The following is a 16,633-nucleotide window of genomic DNA, read 5'->3' as shown; positions in this document are numbered from 1 at the left end:
CGTAACTTCGAGACAATCTCTTCGGGCTTCGGTCTCTTGTTTGCCATTCGTCGTCCTCCGTTTCCTTAACATAACGGTGGACCAGTTCACTGGGGGAGGCTCAACGCCTGTCACGTTGGCATATAGAAAGCGATGCCATCAATCGGGCGTTAGCAACAGTCATTGAAGCCCAATCTCAATTGCCCATGGCCAGATTCTGGGGTGGCGGACTCACAGCGTCCAGTGACGGTCAGTTCTTTCCTGCCGCGCGACAGGGCGAGGCGATGAACCTGATAAACGCGAAATATGGCTCTGAACCCGGTTTGAAAGCCTACACCCATGTATCTGATCAATTTGGCCCGTTTGCGACCCAGAACATCCCAGCCACGGTGAACGAAGCGCCATACATTCTGGACGGGTTGCTGATGAATGAAACGGGCAGAAAAATCGAGGAGCAATATGCTGACACGGGTGGTTTTACAGATCACGTCTTTGCTGTCACAGCGCTATTGGCTTATCGCTTCAAACCGCGCATTCGCGATTTGCCATCCAAGCGGCTTTACCTGTTCGATCCCGCTTCAGCTCCGAAGGAGCTTCGGGGTTTGATCGGTGGTAAAGTCCGGGAACGTCTCATTACGGAAAACTGGCCTGACATTCTGCGGGCAGTGGCAACAATGGCAGCCGGCACAATACCGCCAAGCCAACTCTTGAAGAAATTTGCATCCTATCCCCGCCAACATGAACTTGCTCTGGCATTGCGCGAAATAGGCCGGATAGAACGGACACTGTTCATCATCGACTGGTTGCTCGATGCCGACATGCAGCGTCGAGCACAGATTGGGCTGAATAAGGGCGAGGCGCATCACGCCTTGAAGAATGCATTGAGAATTGGTCGACAGGGTGAAATCCGCGACCGTACTGCCAAGGGACAACACTATCGAATGGCTGGGCTGAACCTCCTCGCAGCCATCATCATCTACTGGAACACCAAGCATTTGGGCGAGGCGGTCACCGCGCGAAAACGCGCCGATCTGGACTGTCCCGATGACCTTCTCGCGCATATCTCGCCGCTGGGATGGGCTCATATTCTTCTCACGGGCGAATACAGGTGGAAGAATCCGAGCCGTAACCGCTTATGATACAATCCTGCCCCCAGCCGGAATCCACCCGAGGTTCGGCGGGGTAGGGAGCTCAATAAGGGATCAGAATTTGTGTGGCTTTTTCAACGGCGCAACCAGCGCTGACCATGATTCCTCGAGAGACTGTCGACTATTGACCTCGCTTTTGTCGATCCTGAACAACACCAAGCAAGCCCAAGTCGCCATCAATGCCTGGCTCAGACAATACAACCAAATCCGGCCACATCATGCCCTCGGCATGCGCGCACCCATCCCAGAGACCTTTTTAGCGAAATCCAAAATTTGTGGTACTGAACGAGGGGGCTAGTCAATGGACGCTAACCTCTTTGATTTCCATCGACAACTAGCTTAGCAGTTCATGGCTAAATGGGTGACCGATGGTGACATGTAAAACAGAGCCTTTTATTGAACTGAATTTCTTCAGTCGTATTCAATTCTGAAGATCGAAAAATTCAATGATGTTAGGCCATTGACTGCCTTCCCCCGATTTCCTGACAAGCGCAAATTTGATATCGAAGGCGCTCGAAACTGTGTCGATGGCTCCAACCAACTAAATCCCAGGTCGGGGGTTGGTTTAAAGCCATCGACAGGCCCGATAGTATCGTTCAACGGTTGTCCGCACCCGTCCTGAAATGATGCTTTCTGCTGAAACCTTCTCTGTAGGTATTGGAAACTGCACACCATATTGCGAGGCCATGGCAGCGGTCACTCCCGCAGATGCAACATTCTCAAAAAGTTGCTCAAGAGCGAGTGAAACCGGCAAACGATCCCAATAATACCGGATGCGGTCGCTGAAGCTGTAAAGCTTCAAAAACTCAATAAGCTCTTCCGAACCTTGATAGTAGTTTTGCCAGTCGGATGGTTCATCTGCCATCGCCTGCAAGATAACTGACTTGATCGAAGCAGGGGTGGGGATCTCTAGTTCACGTTCGATCTGATCCAGCGCCATTACGCCTTCACGGAAACGGAATGTGATTTCGGGCCCAACCTTCAAGATCACCGAATGGTCCGCAACCAGATCAGAGAGATTGTCTGTGGTTTGGTAATCCGTGGAATGCGCTTCGAAGGCTAAGCCATCATGGCTATGAATTGCCTTCGTCAGGCCTTCAGCTTTCGCTCTGTCATAGTGGAAGATTCCATCATGCGAAAAGTCGACACCCGGTTGGACAACAACGGCAATCGCTTTCTCGATTCCTTGTGAAACGTTCGCGGCCGCAAAAGCGACGCGGTGCGTTTCAATCGTCTCGCGGAGTCGGTCAGCGGTGGTGACCTGGATGCCCGACATATCGTCAGATTCACCGCCTGGGACGGGGACCTCTGTCCCAATGACATAGCTAAGTTTTGACGCGTCTGGCGCATGTTCTTCGGCAACAACACACAGCTCGGCGGATCGCTCGGCAACCAATTCGAATGATGGCGTTTCCTCACCACCACAAGCCATGCTGGCGTCCAGATGGATCTTGGTGAAGCCCGCTTCTACATAGTCTTTGACAAGGATTTTGGCATTGGCCATTGCCTCATTGGCTGGCAAATCACGCCATGGGTTTGGTCCAAGATGGTCCCCGCCAAGGATGAGTCTATCTGCTGACAAACAAGCGTCGTCTGCCATCTTGAGAAGTGCTTTGGCGTAGTCGGTCGGCTTCTGGCCGGTGTACCCACCAAATTGATTGACCTGATTGCATGTGGCTTCGATCAAAGCGGGTAAATTGTGTTTAGCGGCAAAGTTTGTGATGTCGCGCAGCACATGTGGATTAGACGTACAAAAGCTCGGAAGCGCTTTCGGATCACCGGCGCGGTTCTGCGCAACAATATCTCTCAGAGAAACGGTCATACCGTCTGCGCCTCAAGGTGTTTTTGAATCTCGGAGAACGTTGGATTCCACTCCATTGGCCCTCTTTGGGTCACGTGAAGTGCACCGGCCATGTTGGCCGCCTCGAGCGCTTCACGGAATGATTGGTTTTGGTCGAGTAGACCGATAAGGGTCCCGCAGAAACAGTCTCCCGCACCTGTTGGATCGATTTCATCGACCAGATGAGGGCGCAAGTGGACTGTCTCCTTTCCGTCCGAACCGATAACGCCCTTTGAGCCCTGTTTGGCGACTACAATTCTTTTGCCCTGACCGATCATCTGATCAACAACAGTTTCGGCGCTCTTTCCAGGAAAGAGGGCTTCGATATCGGAGTCGCTTGGTAGGAAGATATCGCACCTTTCGACAATACGATTGATGAAGGCACGGGCGCTTGGATCTTTCATGAGCTCGGGCCGAATATTGGGGTCGTAACTTATCGTGCCCCCTTCACTCATCTGCTCGACAAGGCAGTCTACAATCGCGCGAATGTTGGGATTGCCGAGAGACGCCCCAGAAACATGCAGCGTCGACCCGTCAGGAAGTGTCGGGGCTGATTGGAAGTCGTCCGCCGCCGTGCCGTCCATATGAAAAACGAACGTTCGCGAGCCATCTTCAAAATACGAGACGAAAGCGGTGCCAGTCGTCAGAGTCGGGCTTGTATGAAGATGCGCTGTATCTACACCGTCTGTCGTCAGTCTGTCTCGCAACATGCGTCCAAAAGGATCATCGCCGACTGTTCCGATGACGGCCGCTGAGCCTCCAACGCGCGCAACTTGATCGATAAAGATTGCTGGAGCCCCACTTGGGTAGGGCCCTGAAAATTCTGTGGTTTTTTCGAGTTTGCAGCCGATTTCGTGAGATACGAATTCTGCCAGCATCTCACCGGCGGTGTAGATCATGTAGGCCTCGAATTGGCGATTAAAGTTCCGCAAGCGATATCTGGAAACTTACACACGCGTCAACGTATTTCTCCCCCAAGTATTCGGATAATAGTGACACGAGACAACGTGAGGTGTTACACATTCTTGAAAAGCAGGTAGGAATCCGAATGAAAAACAACCCATCAGAAGCCCCAAAGAAACGCATAAACACAATGGAGCAGTTATCGGCTGAGATCGGTGTCTCACGGTCGACGCTGTCAAAGTACTTTCAAGACCCATCGCTGGTGAGGAAGGCGACGTCCGAGAAGATCGCCGAGCTGTTGACGACCGTCGACTACGTGCCAAACTTTTTGGCGCGCAACATGAACCGCAAGCGTACTGGCTTATTCGGCGTCGTGTTACCTCACCTAAACGACCTTTTTTATATGACTTTGTTGCGTGAGGTCGAGCGTCGCGCTGAGGAGTTGGATTTTTCGGTTTTGATCCAAAACTCGCATGGCGATCCCGGCAAGGAAGTTCGAGCGATTGAAAACCTTCGGTCCATGAATGCTGAGGGTGTGATCGTGGCGCCAATCGGCGCCCAAAAGAACACCCCAGCCTTCAAGCGGCTGTCGCAGGACTTGCCCATGGTCTTTGTCGATGCGCGCTGCACTGGTCTCGAAAGCGAATTCTCCTTTGTTGGAAACGACAACAAGCAAAGTATGAAGTTGATGGTTGATTATTTGCGGCGTTCAGGCTCGCCACCGAAGTTTCTGAGCATGCCGGCGGTGAACAGCAACGCCGACGAGCGCGAGCTTGCCTATGTTGAACGGATGGAAGAAGTCGGCCTGAAGCCAGACATGATAACGGCTGGTTCAAGTTCGCCTATTTGGGATTTTGAATCCCATGGATATGACATCACAAGGGATCTGATCGCTGATGGACTGGATCCAGACGCTACTATTTTGTGCGCAAATGATCGTTTAGCGATGGGCGCGCTGCGAGCTGCCAATGAAGCAGGCCTGATGGGTGGCTCGGACACCGACAGGTCCCGGTTCCGAGTTGCGGGGCACGATGATCATCCGCTTAGCCAGTACATGTGGCCCGCGATGACGACGGTCTCCCAGGACGTCGTCCGCATCGGGAGAGCCGCAGTTGATTGTATTTCGAGACAAGCGCGCGCCGAATCAGACGAAGAACGCAGGCCAGTGGAGAAGCTCTTTCCGGCGCAGCTGTGCATTCGAAATTCCGCGTAGAGGGACCAGAAGTGCATTGAATGCGACGTCGCGTCTGTCTTTATTTAAGCGCGTTTTGACGTAAACTTACACACACGTATAGATATTTGTTGACACTCTTCTCGTTTGTGGGTCTCTTCAAAGCCACCAACATAATGGGAGGAATAAATGAACCTACGAAGATCACTCTTGACGGCGACCGCAATGGTCTCGCTGTCTGCAACTGCGGCTCTGGCAGAAGAGATCACAATCGCGACGGTGAACAACGCCGACATGATCGTGATGCAAAAGCTTGCGCCTCAATGGGAAGAAGCTACAGGCAACACCATCAATTGGGTTGTTCTGGAAGAAAACGTTCTGCGTCAGCGTACAACGCAAGACATTGCGACTAATGGTGGTTCTTTCGACATCATGTTCATTGGTGCCTACGAAGCACCGATTTGGGGTGCAAACGGCTGGCTGACGTCACTCAATGATTTCGGCGACGATGCAGACTACAATTTGGAGGATATCTTCCAACTGGTCCGCAACGGCCTGTCGGCTGACGGCAACCTTTACGCTGTGCCTTTGTACTCCGAGACGTCGTTCACCTTCTACCGGACTGACGTCTTTGATGCTGCTGGCGTTGCTGCCCCAACATCACAGCCTACATACACCGAGTTCGCTGAAATGGTTGCTGCTGTACACGATCCAGACAACGGTATCTTTGGTACATGTCAGCGCGGCAAAGCGGGCTGGGGCGAGAACATGGCCTTCGTCGGAACACTGGCAAACGCCTTTGGTGCGCGCTGGTTTGACGAAGAGTGGGATCCTCAGCTTGACAGCCCAGAATGGAACGCTGCTATCACATACTATGTCGACCTGATGACCAACTATGGTCCTCCGGGTGCGACAGCAAACGGACACAACGAAAACCGTGCGCTGTTCAAAGACGGCAAGTGTGCAACCTGGATTGACGCCACATCGGCAGCAAACGACGTTCGCAATCCGAACACATCGTCGGTTGCTGATGTAACTGACTTCTTCCAAGCTCCGAAGGAAGTGACCGACAAAGGAACTGGTTGGTTCTGGTCTTGGGCGCTGGCAATTCCAGCAAGCTCGCAAAAGACTGACACAGCAAAAGACTTCCTGAAATGGGCCACTTCACAGGAATACTTCGAGACGGTCGGTGAAACAGAAGGCTGGGTTGCCGTTCCAAGCGGTACGCGTGCTTCGATCCATGATGATCCTCGTCTGCTGGAAGCCGCCCCATTCGCTGCGACCATCAAAGACGCGATCTTCTCGGTCGATCCGGCTGATCCAACCCGTGATCCAGTGCCTTACACTGGCGTCCAGTTCGTCGCGATCCCTGAATTCCAGGGCATTGGGAACTACGTCGGACAGCAGGTTGCTGCGGCCCTTGCTGGCCAGCAGTCTGTGGAAGACGCTCTTGCCAACAGCCAACAATTCGCTGTTCGTGAAATGACAAAGGCGGGTTACATCAAGTAACTGCCTCTCCCTGAGCAGGTCGGGGTTTTCTAGCCTCGGCCTGCTTTGGTTTGCACCAACGGCACTCTTGCTTTTTGGCAAGGGCCTGTATTTCAGGCCCTTACTTAAACGCTAGTATGCATTTCGTTTTGGGAGGGCGATGCGTATGGCCACAAAGGCATCACGGTCAGCCGCGCGATTGATGATTTCACCAGCAGTCTTGTTACTGCTCGGATGGATGCTCGTGCCGCTTTGTATGACACTCTATTTCTCGTTCTTGCGATACAATCTGCTCTCGACAGGGGCGACGCCATTTGTCGGGTGGGAAAACTACTACTGGTTCGTCACTGATCCCAGTTTTAAAGCAGCGCTGATCAACACCCTCGTCCTTGTTGCAGGTGTCCTTACCATTACGACGCTTGGTGGATTGGGCGCAGCCCTTCTCTTGGACAAACCGATGTTCGGCACGGGCATCATCCGGATCATGGTCATCGCACCGTTCTTTGTGATGCCGACCGTTTCCGCATTGGTCTGGAAGAACATGTTTATGAATCCGGTGAACGGCATATTTGGCCGTCTTGCCGTCAGTCTCGGTTTTGAGCCGATCGATTTCTTTGGGCAAATACCGTTGGCATCGATCACACTCATCGTGTCTTGGATGTGGTTGCCCTTTGCGACGCTGATCCTCCTAACAGCGTTGCAATCACTGGATCAGGAACAGCTGGAAGCGGCAGAAATGGATGGGGCAAATTGGTGGAACCGGTTCTGGTTCATCATGTTGCCGCACCTGGCGCGCGCGATAACGGTCGTCATCCTGATCCAGACGATTTTTCTGTTGTCGATTTTCGCGGAAATCCTTGTCACCACGAATGGTGGTCCAGGAACGGCAACAACCAACCTGACTTACCTGATATACGTGTCGTCTCTTCTTCAGTTCGACGTCGGTATGGGTAGTGCTGGTGGCGTAATTGCCATCATTCTTGCCAACATCGTCGCCATCTTCTTGATGCGCATGATCGGCAAGAACCTGGACGCTTGAGGAGAGACCGATGGCACGCGCAGTTTCACATCGCACAAAAGTTCTCAACACAGCGACAGCAGGCACGTTGGGGTTTTTCCTCTTCTTCCCAATCCTCTGGATCATCGTGTTGTCTTTCAAAACTGAAGAGGACGCCATTCGGGCTCCTCTCGAAGTTCTTTTTGACTCAGGATGGACACTTGGCAGCTTTGGAGAGGTGCAGGAACGGTCTGATTACCTGAAACACTTCTTCAACTCCGTCACCATCTCTGTCGGTTCAACGTTTCTGGGGCTCTTGATCGCTATTCCTGCGGCTTGGTCGATGGCCTTCGTGCCGGCGAAACACACCAAAAACGTATTGATGTGGATGCTCTCGACCAAAATGCTTCCACCGGTCGGCGTGCTGGTTCCAATCTATCTCATATTCCGTGACCTCGGGTTGCTGGATACGCGGTTCGGACTGACGATTGTCCTGATGCTGATCAATCTGCCGATCATCATCTGGATGCTCTACACCTATTTCAAAGAAATCCCCGGCGAGATCCTCGAAGCGGCCCGGATGGATGGTGCCACGCTTCGTGAAGAGATCCTCTATGTACTAACGCCGATGGCCATCCCTGGAATGGCTTCAACAGTTCTTTTGAATATCATTCTCGCTTGGAATGAAGCCTTTTGGACGATCAACCTGACAGCTGCAGATGCAGCGCCGTTGACCGCATTCATTGCCAGCTACTCAAGCCCGGAAGGTCTCTTCTACGCCAAGCTCAGCGCGGCCTCTGTCATGGCAATCGCTCCAATTCTGATCATGGGCTGGTTCAGCCAGAAACAACTCGTCCGAGGGCTGACCTTCGGCGCCGTCAAGTAAGGGAAACAAAAGATGGGGCGCATACAGCTCAAACAAGTTCAAAAGAAATTCGGTGAGGTGGAGGTCATACCGCCCCTCGATCTTGAAATCGATGACGGCGAATTCGTCGTGTTCGTGGGGCCGTCCGGTTGCGGAAAGTCTACGCTACTTCGGTTAATCGCCGGACTGGAAGACACGACCTCCGGCGCAATCGAAATCGATGGAATCGACGCAACCTCAACGCCGCCAGCAAAACGCGGTTTGGCAATGGTCTTCCAGTCCTACGCTCTTTACCCGCATATGTCCGTGCGAAAGAACATCGCGTTCCCGATGCGCATGGCAAATATGAGCCAAGAGGAGCAGGACAGGCGCATTGAAGCGGCAGCGAAATCGCTTAATCTCACAGATTATTTGGACCGCAAACCCGGTCAGCTTTCGGGCGGTCAACGACAGCGGGTTGCTATTGGACGTGCCATCGTGAGGGAACCGGCTGCGTTCCTATTTGACGAGCCACTGTCGAACCTTGACGCCGCACTCCGTGTCGGCATGCGCATGGAGATATCAGAGCTTCACAAGAAGCTCGACACGACGATGATCTACGTGACCCACGATCAGGTCGAAGCAATGACGATGGCCGACAAGATCGTTGTTCTTCAAGCAGGTGTTATTGAGCAAGTTGGGAGTCCGCTGGCGCTCTATCGAACCCCCAAAAATCTCTTTGTCGCCGGATTCATCGGCAGTCCAAAGATGAATTTCGTCACTGGGGCCGAAGCTGCCAAACAGGGTGCGGAAACCATTGGTATCCGACCAGAGCATATTGAGGTCTCAAAAACAGAGGGCCAGTGGAAGGGAACAGTCGGTGTTGCCGAGCATCTCGGGTCGGACACATTCATTCATGTTCACGGTATCGAGGGATGCGATCCGCTCACTGTTCGCGCAGGTGGGGAGGTTGGCGTGAAGTATGGAGATGAGATTTTCGTCACGCCCAATGCCGACCTGATCCATAAATTCAACAAAGATGGACTACGCATCTCATGAAGCGGTTAGAAGGAAAATCCGCGCTAATCACAGGCGCGGCGCGCGGCATCGGAAAAGGCTTTGCTGAGGCTTACCTCCGAGAGGGCGCGACGGTTGCGATTGCAGACATCAACCTCGACGCTGCATCGGAAACTGCTGCTGAACTAGGCGATGCTGCCTATCCAGTTCAATTGGATGTGAGCAACCAAGAGAGCATCGATGCTGCCATTGCTTCAGTTGTCACGCAGGCTGGAAAGCTCGATATCCTGATCAACAACGCCGCGATTTTTGATGCGGCTGAAACGGTCGACATCTCGCGGGCGAGTTACGACAAGCTTTTCGCGGTGAATGTCGCGGGTACACTTTTTACTATGCAGGCAGCCGCCAAGCAAATGATCGAGCAGGGTCATGGCGGCAAAATCATCAACATGGCGTCTCAGGCGGGTCGGCGCGGCGAAAGCTTGGTTCTGGTCTATTGCGCCACAAAGGCGACGGTCATTTCCATGACCCAATCCGCTGGCCTGAACCTGATCAAGCACGGTATCAATGTGAATGCGATCGCGCCAGGCGTCGTTGATGGCGAGCACTGGGCTCATGTGGATGAATTGTTCGCGAAACTCGAAGGCAAGAAACCTGGGCAAAAGAAGGCTGAGGTCGAAGCCGAGGTTCCAGCCGGTCGCTTCGCTGTTCCTGAAGATCTTACGGGGATGGCCGTCTTCCTTGCATCGACGGACTCCGATTACATCGTGTCCCAAACATATAATGTCGACGGCGGTCAGTGGATGAGCTGATCCATGAGACTGTCCCAAGCCACTTTGGCAGACCTCCCAACGGGTATCGTTCGGCCAGAATATGATCGGTCGCAACTCACTCCCGGTATCGTTCATATTGGCTTGGGAAATTTTCATCGAGCGCATCAGGCCTGGTACCTTCACAGGCTCATGCAGGTCGGCGAGGCGCATGATTGGGCAATTATCGGAGCAGGGGTCCGACCGAACGATGAGGCGCAACGCAAACTACTCAAGGAACAAGACTATCTGACCACCCTTGTCGAACTGGATCCAAAGGGCCGTTCGGCGGAAATCGTTGGATCAATGATCGGCTACGTTCCCGTTAAGGACGACAATGGGCCGCTGATCGAGAAAATGGCTCATCCGGACATCCGCATCGTTTCACTGACGGTGACAGAGGGAGGATATTACGTCGACCCGGTATCCAAGCAGTTTGATGTTGAACACCCAGATGTTTTGCATGATGCTAGAAATCCGGATCGGCCGCGAACGGCATTCGGCGCAATCGTTGCGGCATTGAAGCAACGTCGGAGCAACGGCCAAGCTCCATTCACCTGTCAGAGCTGCGACAACCTGCAGGGAAACGGCGATGTCTTAAAAAATACTATCCTTGGCTTAGCGCGGCTTTCGGATGTGCAGTTGGCAGATTGGATCGAAGAGAATGGCGCCTTTCCAAACTCTATGGTCGATTGCATTGTACCCGCGACCGGCCAAAGAGAACTCAAACTTGTCGCAAGATTTGGTGTTAGCGATGCCGCACCTGTGACCCATGAGAATTTTCGACAATGGGTCATCGAGGACAATTTCTGTGCCGGAAGGCCGGCCTGGGAGGACGCTGGGGCTACACTTACAGAAGATGTACACGGCTTCGAGGCGATGAAGATCCGCATCCTCAATGCCGGGCATTCAATTATTGCCGAAGCTGGCCAGCTGTTGGGTATTGAGACCATCGCAGAATGCATGGCGCATCCCTATATCGGCGCATATCTACGCAAAGTTCAGCTTGAAGAAATTGTGCCAACGATTCTTCCAGTGCCGACAATTACTGCAGAAAGCTATACCGATCTTGTCGGCAGGCGGTTCTCCAACCCATATATCGTGGATACCACTCGGCGCGTGGCCTCAGGAAGCTCAGCCAAGCACCCTGAGTTCTTACATCCGATAATCCGAGAGCAGCTCGTCGCCGGGCGATCAATAAATGGCCTGGCGCTTGCTGAAGCGTGCTGGGCTCGTTTTTGCAAGGGAACGCGCGTTGACGGATCGATGATCGATGCAAGTGATCCAAACTGGGAGTCGCTCAAGAAGACCGCAGCAGAAGCAGAATCCAGACCACGCGTATGGCTAGAACAAAGGCCAATTTATGGGGACCTAGCTGAGCATGCTGAATTCACGAACGCGTTTTCTTATTGGTTGAACGCGATCTTCGTGCTTGGACTCGATGCTGCAATTTCCGAGTTTCTAGGAAATTCAAAAATTAAACACCATGCAGTTTGGTGAGCAATCAAATCTCATTTCTGAGATTTCTCAGATAAAGCATGGTGAAACGCGCTTGGTCGTTGCTGTCGCGGGACCGCCAGCTGCGGGTAAATCAACATTTGCGGCGGCATTGCAGGAAGCACTAACTTCCGAAGCAGCTTTTAGCGCTACTGTCGTTCCGATGGATGGCTTCCATTTGGACAATATTCAACTTGATCGCCTTGACCTTCGGGCGCGGAAAGGCGCACCTGACACTTTCGACTTTAAGGGTTTTTATTCACTACTCAAGCGAATAAAAACCAGTGTTCAACCTATCTTTTATCCTATCTTTGACCGATCCAGCGACAAAGCCATTGCTGGTGCGGGTGCAGTTCTTCCCAACACCGACGTAGTGATAGTTGAAGGGAATTATCTTCTTCTCGATGAACCACCCTGGAATAAGTTGGCCGATATTTTTGATCATAGCATCTATCTACAGACCGACATTCACGTGCTTGAAAAGAGGCTTGTCCAGAGATGGTTGGATCACGGGCACACAGAGGAAGAAGCGCGTAAGCGGGCCAATTCGAACGATATCCCAAATGCAAAGCGCCTAGTTAAGCGCATGCGTCCGCCGACGACAATACTCATGTCTGAGGAGGCCAATTGGAGTCCAGCAGTCAGCCTTAATTACGAAACAGCACCAAATGCGAAAAGCGAAACAAAATGAAAGCCATTGTCTTCAAATCTAAAGGTGTAATCGAACTCTCCGCGCTACCCGATCCGGAACCCGCGGATAACGAAGTGCTCATTGATGTTAAGGCGAGCGGGGTTTGCCACACCGATTTCGAAGTACTGAAAGACAACTATGGCACAGGAGCCTTTCCTGTCGTTCCAGGGCACGAGTACTCGGGCGTCGTTAGTAAAGTTGGTTCAGATGTACGACATGTCCGACCAGGCGACCGCGTTGTTGTTGATCCAAACTTGGAATGCGGTTCCTGCCAAGCATGTCGGCGCGGGTGGGCACATCTCTGCCAAAAACTAAGAGCCTACGGTGTGACGACGAACGGCGGTTTTTCTGAACGCAGCGTGGTCCGTGCGGCGAACGTCCATCCCATCGGAGTTATGGGTTTTTCTCGGGCTGCGCTGGCTGAACCGATGGGTTGCGTCCTGAACGGTCTTGATGCAGTTCATGCGACCTGGATGGACGAAGCACTAATCTTTGGCGCAGGCCCAATGGGTCTTCTTTTTGGCTTAGCTCTTCGAATGGAGGGCACATCGAGAGTCACTTTTTGCGATATTGAGGACAGCCGCCTAGCACTGGCGAAAAGCCTCGACTTTGAAACAGTTTTCAGTACAGCAGACGAGTTGCAGAATTTGCGTCACAGCGTTGACCTAGCCGTAGACGCAACAGGTGTTCCCAAAGTCGCAGAAAAATTGCCTCACTACCTGATCAATGGCGGCAAAGGGCTTTTCTTTGGTGTTTGTCCATCTGATGCCCGAATACAGATCTCACCTTTTGAAATATTTAGGCGACAATTGACGTTATCTGGCTCTCATTCCTTGAACCACAATATTCCGAGAGCTTTAGATGCGATCACTCGATTGGGTTCGTCGGTTGATGCGATCGTTTCCCATCGACTTTCTCTCAGGGAAGTTGCCCATATACTTTCGACAAAGCCTCCGAAGGGCAGTTTGAAAGTCCAATGGCAGGCCGATCGCTGAAGGCATACGCCACGCTAATAGCTAGCAAGCCAGCATTCTCATCAGCAGAGGGCGTAGCACACGCTCTTTGATAGATCTCTCTTCTTTTCGTGCTTCCAAGCCTAACACAGCCAGCAATCCGCGCTCCATGAAAGCGCTCGCGTGGGCCATTAATTATACATGCGTATGCGTATTTCTTGACTCGTGTCCTTAGGTGGTTAGTGTTGATTCTATCAATTAGGGGAGGAGACCCACTATGAAGTCACTAAAATCAATGGCACTTGGCGCGACCACCGCTCTTGCGGTGCTTAGCAGTTCGGTTGCAGCCTTTGCAGAAGATGTCAAAATAGCACTGATTCCGGGACTTACTGCAGACGCGTTCTATATCACGATGCGCAAGGGCGCCGAGGCGGCCGCGGAAGCAGTTGGAGCGGAACTCATTTATCAAGGCGCTGCGGAATGGAATGTTGGACTGCAGGTGCCGGTTCTAGACGCCATAATCGCTCGTCAGCCAGATGCCATCCTGATTGCGCCCAATGACAAAGACCAATTAGTAGAACCACTTCGTCGAGCACATGAGGCGGGCATCAAAGTCATCACGGTCGACACGTTCATTGGCAATGGCGTTTACCAGACGGGGGCAGGAGATGCTGATTTTCCGATGTCCTATGTCGCGTCTGACAATGTTCTTGGGGGGCAGATGGCGGCGCGAGCCTTGGCAGCGGCAATCGGCGAATCAGGCAAAGTGTACGTTTCTAGCCTGAAACCAGGAGTTTCGACGCTGGATCAGCGCGAAGAGGGTTTCCGGATGGAGATTGCAAATTACCCCGATATCGAAGTGCTTGAAACACAGTACAATGACCAAGACCCGAACAAGGCAGCGGCCCAATTCCAAGCTGTCCTTGGGCGTGAGCCCGAACTTGCTGGAGTCTTTGGAGCCAACCTGTTTTCTGCCGTTGGGACGGCAAACGGTGCGGAACAAGCAGGCGTTGCAGGGAAAGTCAAGATTGCGGGCTTCGACGCTCCAACCTCCATTGTCGATCAGTTGAAAGACGGTACTTTGGAAATGACCGTTGCTCAGCATCCCGCTGAGATAGGCTACTTCGGTGTCATGGCGGCGTACGCAGTCGTAACCGGCAACCCTACACCGACTTCCATCGGAACCGGCTTTACCGTCATGACTGGCGACAACATCGATGATCCTGAAGTGAGCCGCTACCTCTACACAGAGTAACACATAGCGCCACAAACTATATTGCCCGCGCCAGCGATGGGGCGGGCAATTTTCTGAAACAAACCCCAATACTAAGGCGCGGCCAACGTGCCATGGAGGAGCGGAACCATGCCCAACCGGTCACTTTTGCAGGTGCTTACAAATCTAAGAGCTTGGGTCTTCCTAATCCTCTTGGTTGCGACGTTCGAGGTTTGGTCTCATCTGATTTACGATAGAAGTTTTGTCGCGAACTCTTTCAATCTCCGATCCCTGGCTATTTTTGCAGCGGTGCCGCTCTTACTGGCCTTGGGACAGACATTCGTGATTATCTCCGCCGGAATCGATCTATCAGTCGGTTTCATTATGGGCCTAGCTGCCGTTATAGCCGCTCATGCCGTAGGCTACTTCGATGATATGGGGCTGCATCATGTCATCGCTGCAACTCTCGGCATCCTAGTGGCATGCGTCGTTGCAGTCATTCCAGGGCTGATAAACGGCTGGCTGGTCGCATTTCTGGGAATACCGCCGTTTATTGGAACGCTCGGCATGTATGGAGTTGCCCGCGGCGCTGCATTTCTCTTTGCTGGCGGAATGACGGTCGCAGTTTCAAATTCTACGCTGAAATTCCTTGGTAATGGTGTCATATTCGGCATTCCGGTGCTTGTTTTCATTGTCGCGATTGCCTGTGTGGTTGCCCACTATCTGTTGAGCCAAACACGCTTCGGGCAACACACATATGCAATGGGCGCCAACAAGGCTGCAGCAGACCGGGCAGGGATCAACACGAGAGCACTCACAATAAAGATCTATGCGTTGGCAGGACTATTTGCCGGAGTGGCAGGAGCTCTCTACACTGCCAGGTTTTCAGCAGGAGCTGCACAAGCGGGCGAGCCACTTCTATTGATCTCGATCGCGATCGTCGTCATCGGAGGCGCAAGCTTATTCGGAGGAAGCGGGACAGTCTCCGGTACCATCGCTGGCGCATTGGTGATCGCAGTAATCCAGTACGGGCTTGTTTATGTGAATATTGAGCCATTCTGGCAATTCATCGCGGTTGGTGTGGTGATCATCATCTCGGTCTTTGTTGATCAAGCCCAATCAAAACTCTGGGGTGCAAAGTGATGTCAGAACCAATTTTGGAAGTCCTAGATGTTAAGAAACACTTTGGCGCGGTCGAGGCACTGAAAGGCGTGTCTTTGTCTCTAATGCCAGGTGAATGCGTCGCCTTGGCGGGAGACAACGGTGCGGGAAAGACAACCCTAATCAAAGTCATTTGCGGGGTGCACACTGCTACCGCAGGGAGCGTAATTCTGAGAGGGAAACCGACTAACTTTAAAACACCTCAACACGCGAGGGAGGCCGGAATCGAGACTATTTACCAAGATCTCGCATTGGCCGACAATTTGTCTATCGGAGAGAATATTTTTCTTGGGCGCGAACCGAAAACAAGGAAATGGGGTGTCTTACCCATACTGGATCGTGAGCGGATGGCAGAAGTTGCCCTCGAAACTATGAAGGGCTTGGATTTTCATACTGATCGCTTTGACTCACCCGTTGCAGGTTTCTCCGGCGGTCAAAGACAGACCGTAGCGATCGGTAGAGCTGTTTACTGGCATGCGTCAGTTCTTATCATGGATGAACCGACGGCAGCGCTTGGCGTGCCGGAACAAAAGAAAGTTTTGGAGTTGATTCAAAACTTAAAAGCGGCAGGGCACGCGATAATCTTCATTTCGCATAATCTCCAGGACATATTTGAAGTTTCCGATCGAATTGTCGTGATGCGACGTGGAAAAATTGTTGGTGAGAGATTGATCAAGGACACTAATCACTCCGAGGTTGTTCAACTTATGATTGCTGGGTGAAGACTCCCTCTGGCATTGCCAACTTGTTTGCGCGTTCTGAATTGGCTACCGCTCACACATGAAGAAGCCGCCCAAAATGCTGCGCAGGGAATTAATGGAGACCGTTCAAAACTGTGGGGTTATGCCGCCCTGAACAAAGGCGGCGTTGGCCTGATGAAGCTCGCGATGTTGCCTGGAATAGGCTGCTTCGGCGCTTCATA

At 52.4% G+C, this 16,633-nt stretch carries 15 protein-coding genes and 1 pseudogene; 14 read left to right on the top strand and 2 right to left on the bottom strand.

All coding sequences use genetic code 11. The features are described from left to right. Nucleotides 1–101: 101 nt before the first annotated feature. Both ACR0DG_RS21280 and ACR0DG_RS21275 read left to right on the top strand, forming a co-directional pair. Nucleotides 102–1,118: pseudogene (locus ACR0DG_RS21280) on the top strand (Tn3 family transposase); the annotation flags it as partial. Next, the gene (locus tag ACR0DG_RS21275) at nucleotides 1,024–1,425 is read left to right on the top strand and encodes an integrase core domain-containing protein (RefSeq protein WP_480700474.1); all 402 of its coding nucleotides are present in this window, start codon (nucleotides 1,024–1,026) and stop codon (nucleotides 1,423–1,425) included. The pseudogene ACR0DG_RS21280 and the gene ACR0DG_RS21275, both read left to right, overlap by 95 nt. A 267-nt stretch (nucleotides 1,426–1,692) precedes the next feature. Here the strand turns inward: ACR0DG_RS21275 and ACR0DG_RS21270 are convergent, their stop codons facing one another. Both ACR0DG_RS21270 and ACR0DG_RS21265 read right to left on the bottom strand, forming a co-directional pair. After that, nucleotides 1,693–2,949 (bottom strand): class II D-tagatose-bisphosphate aldolase non-catalytic subunit, encoded by a 1,257-nt coding sequence (locus ACR0DG_RS21270; RefSeq protein ID WP_480700473.1) that lies wholly within the window; start codon nucleotides 2,947–2,949, stop codon nucleotides 1,693–1,695. Further along, nucleotides 2,946–3,866: a carbohydrate kinase family protein gene (locus tag ACR0DG_RS21265; protein ID WP_480700472.1), complete on the bottom strand. Its 921-nt coding sequence runs from the start codon at nucleotides 3,864–3,866 to the stop codon at nucleotides 2,946–2,948. Before ACR0DG_RS21265 ends, ACR0DG_RS21270 begins: the two co-directional genes overlap by 4 nt. A gap of 149 nt (nucleotides 3,867–4,015) precedes the next feature. Between ACR0DG_RS21265 and ACR0DG_RS21260 the strand changes: the two genes are divergently transcribed. The 12 genes from ACR0DG_RS21260 (at nucleotide 4,016) to ACR0DG_RS21205 (ending at nucleotide 16,433) form a co-directional block, all read left to right on the top strand. Then, nucleotides 4,016–5,083: a LacI family DNA-binding transcriptional regulator gene (locus ACR0DG_RS21260; protein ID WP_480700471.1), complete on the top strand. Its 1,068-nt coding sequence runs from the start codon at nucleotides 4,016–4,018 to the stop codon at nucleotides 5,081–5,083. Between the two features lie 147 nt (nucleotides 5,084–5,230). Continuing rightward, a complete protein-coding gene (locus ACR0DG_RS21255) occupies nucleotides 5,231–6,550 on the top strand; it encodes an ABC transporter substrate-binding protein (RefSeq protein WP_480700470.1) in 1,320 nt (439 codons plus the stop codon). Between the two features lie 145 nt (nucleotides 6,551–6,695). Then, a complete protein-coding gene (locus ACR0DG_RS21250; protein WP_480700469.1) occupies nucleotides 6,696–7,568 on the top strand; it encodes a carbohydrate ABC transporter permease in 873 nt (290 codons plus the stop codon). Nucleotides 7,569–7,578: 10 nt separating this feature from the next. Continuing rightward, the gene (locus ACR0DG_RS21245) at nucleotides 7,579–8,412 is read left to right on the top strand and encodes a carbohydrate ABC transporter permease (protein WP_480700468.1); all 834 of its coding nucleotides are present in this window, start codon (nucleotides 7,579–7,581) and stop codon (nucleotides 8,410–8,412) included. Nucleotides 8,413–8,424: 12 nt separating this feature from the next. Further along, a complete protein-coding gene (locus ACR0DG_RS21240) occupies nucleotides 8,425–9,429 on the top strand; it encodes an ABC transporter ATP-binding protein (RefSeq protein WP_480700467.1) in 1,005 nt (334 codons plus the stop codon). Continuing rightward, nucleotides 9,426–10,199, top strand: coding sequence for an L-iditol 2-dehydrogenase (locus tag ACR0DG_RS21235; protein WP_480700466.1), 774 nt, complete (start codon nucleotides 9,426–9,428; stop codon nucleotides 10,197–10,199). The genes ACR0DG_RS21240 and ACR0DG_RS21235 overlap by 4 nt, the downstream gene beginning before the upstream one ends. 3 nt (nucleotides 10,200–10,202) lie before the next feature. Beyond that, entirely contained in the window at nucleotides 10,203–11,696 is a 1,494-nt protein-coding gene (locus ACR0DG_RS21230; RefSeq protein WP_480700465.1) for a mannitol dehydrogenase family protein, read from the top strand. After that, entirely contained in the window at nucleotides 11,683–12,384 is a 702-nt protein-coding gene (locus ACR0DG_RS21225) for a nucleoside triphosphate hydrolase (protein ID WP_480700464.1), read from the top strand. Before ACR0DG_RS21230 ends, ACR0DG_RS21225 begins: the two co-directional genes overlap by 14 nt. Next, nucleotides 12,381–13,379 (top strand): zinc-dependent alcohol dehydrogenase family protein, encoded by a 999-nt coding sequence (locus tag ACR0DG_RS21220; RefSeq protein ID WP_480700463.1) that lies wholly within the window; start codon nucleotides 12,381–12,383, stop codon nucleotides 13,377–13,379. Before ACR0DG_RS21225 ends, ACR0DG_RS21220 begins: the two co-directional genes overlap by 4 nt. A gap of 235 nt (nucleotides 13,380–13,614) precedes the next feature. Next, a complete protein-coding gene (locus ACR0DG_RS21215; RefSeq protein ID WP_480700462.1) occupies nucleotides 13,615–14,592 on the top strand; it encodes an ABC transporter substrate-binding protein in 978 nt (325 codons plus the stop codon). Nucleotides 14,593–14,700: 108 nt separating this feature from the next. Continuing rightward, nucleotides 14,701–15,693: an ABC transporter permease subunit gene (locus ACR0DG_RS21210; protein ID WP_480700461.1), complete on the top strand. Its 993-nt coding sequence runs from the start codon at nucleotides 14,701–14,703 to the stop codon at nucleotides 15,691–15,693. Further along, the gene (locus ACR0DG_RS21205) at nucleotides 15,693–16,433 is read left to right on the top strand and encodes an ATP-binding cassette domain-containing protein (RefSeq protein WP_480700460.1); all 741 of its coding nucleotides are present in this window, start codon (nucleotides 15,693–15,695) and stop codon (nucleotides 16,431–16,433) included. The genes ACR0DG_RS21210 and ACR0DG_RS21205 overlap by 1 nt, the downstream gene beginning before the upstream one ends. Nucleotides 16,434–16,633 lie beyond the last annotated feature (200 nt).

It is taken from the genome of Ruegeria sp. BG8 (assembly GCF_056538325.1).
The sequence above is the reverse complement of the archived record's forward strand: the minus strand, read 5'-3'. Positions and strand labels throughout refer to the sequence as shown.

What these genes read in the sequence shown, in the direction of transcription:
- ACR0DG_RS21275 (WP_480700474.1), top strand. Translation starts at nt 1,024, where the DNA reads ATGACCTTCTCGCGCATATCTCGCCGCTGGGATGGGCTCATATTCTTC.
- ACR0DG_RS21270 (WP_480700473.1), bottom strand. Translation starts at nt 2,949, where the DNA reads ATGACCGTTTCTCTGAGAGATATTGTTGCGCAGAACCGCGCCGGTGAT.
- ACR0DG_RS21265 (WP_480700472.1), bottom strand. Translation starts at nt 3,866, where the DNA reads ATGATCTACACCGCCGGTGAGATGCTGGCAGAATTCGTATCTCACGAA.
- ACR0DG_RS21260 (WP_480700471.1), top strand. Translation starts at nt 4,016, where the DNA reads ATGAAAAACAACCCATCAGAAGCCCCAAAGAAACGCATAAACACAATG.
- ACR0DG_RS21255 (WP_480700470.1), top strand. Translation starts at nt 5,231, where the DNA reads ATGAACCTACGAAGATCACTCTTGACGGCGACCGCAATGGTCTCGCTG.
- ACR0DG_RS21250 (WP_480700469.1), top strand. Translation starts at nt 6,696, where the DNA reads ATGGCCACAAAGGCATCACGGTCAGCCGCGCGATTGATGATTTCACCA.
- ACR0DG_RS21245 (WP_480700468.1), top strand. Translation starts at nt 7,579, where the DNA reads ATGGCACGCGCAGTTTCACATCGCACAAAAGTTCTCAACACAGCGACA.
- ACR0DG_RS21240 (WP_480700467.1), top strand. Translation starts at nt 8,425, where the DNA reads ATGGGGCGCATACAGCTCAAACAAGTTCAAAAGAAATTCGGTGAGGTG.
- ACR0DG_RS21235 (WP_480700466.1), top strand. Translation starts at nt 9,426, where the DNA reads ATGAAGCGGTTAGAAGGAAAATCCGCGCTAATCACAGGCGCGGCGCGC.
- ACR0DG_RS21230 (WP_480700465.1), top strand. Translation starts at nt 10,203, where the DNA reads ATGAGACTGTCCCAAGCCACTTTGGCAGACCTCCCAACGGGTATCGTT.
- ACR0DG_RS21225 (WP_480700464.1), top strand. Translation starts at nt 11,683, where the DNA reads ATGCAGTTTGGTGAGCAATCAAATCTCATTTCTGAGATTTCTCAGATA.
- ACR0DG_RS21220 (WP_480700463.1), top strand. Translation starts at nt 12,381, where the DNA reads ATGAAAGCCATTGTCTTCAAATCTAAAGGTGTAATCGAACTCTCCGCG.
- ACR0DG_RS21215 (WP_480700462.1), top strand. Translation starts at nt 13,615, where the DNA reads ATGAAGTCACTAAAATCAATGGCACTTGGCGCGACCACCGCTCTTGCG.
- ACR0DG_RS21210 (WP_480700461.1), top strand. Translation starts at nt 14,701, where the DNA reads ATGCCCAACCGGTCACTTTTGCAGGTGCTTACAAATCTAAGAGCTTGG.
- ACR0DG_RS21205 (WP_480700460.1), top strand. Translation starts at nt 15,693, where the DNA reads ATGTCAGAACCAATTTTGGAAGTCCTAGATGTTAAGAAACACTTTGGC.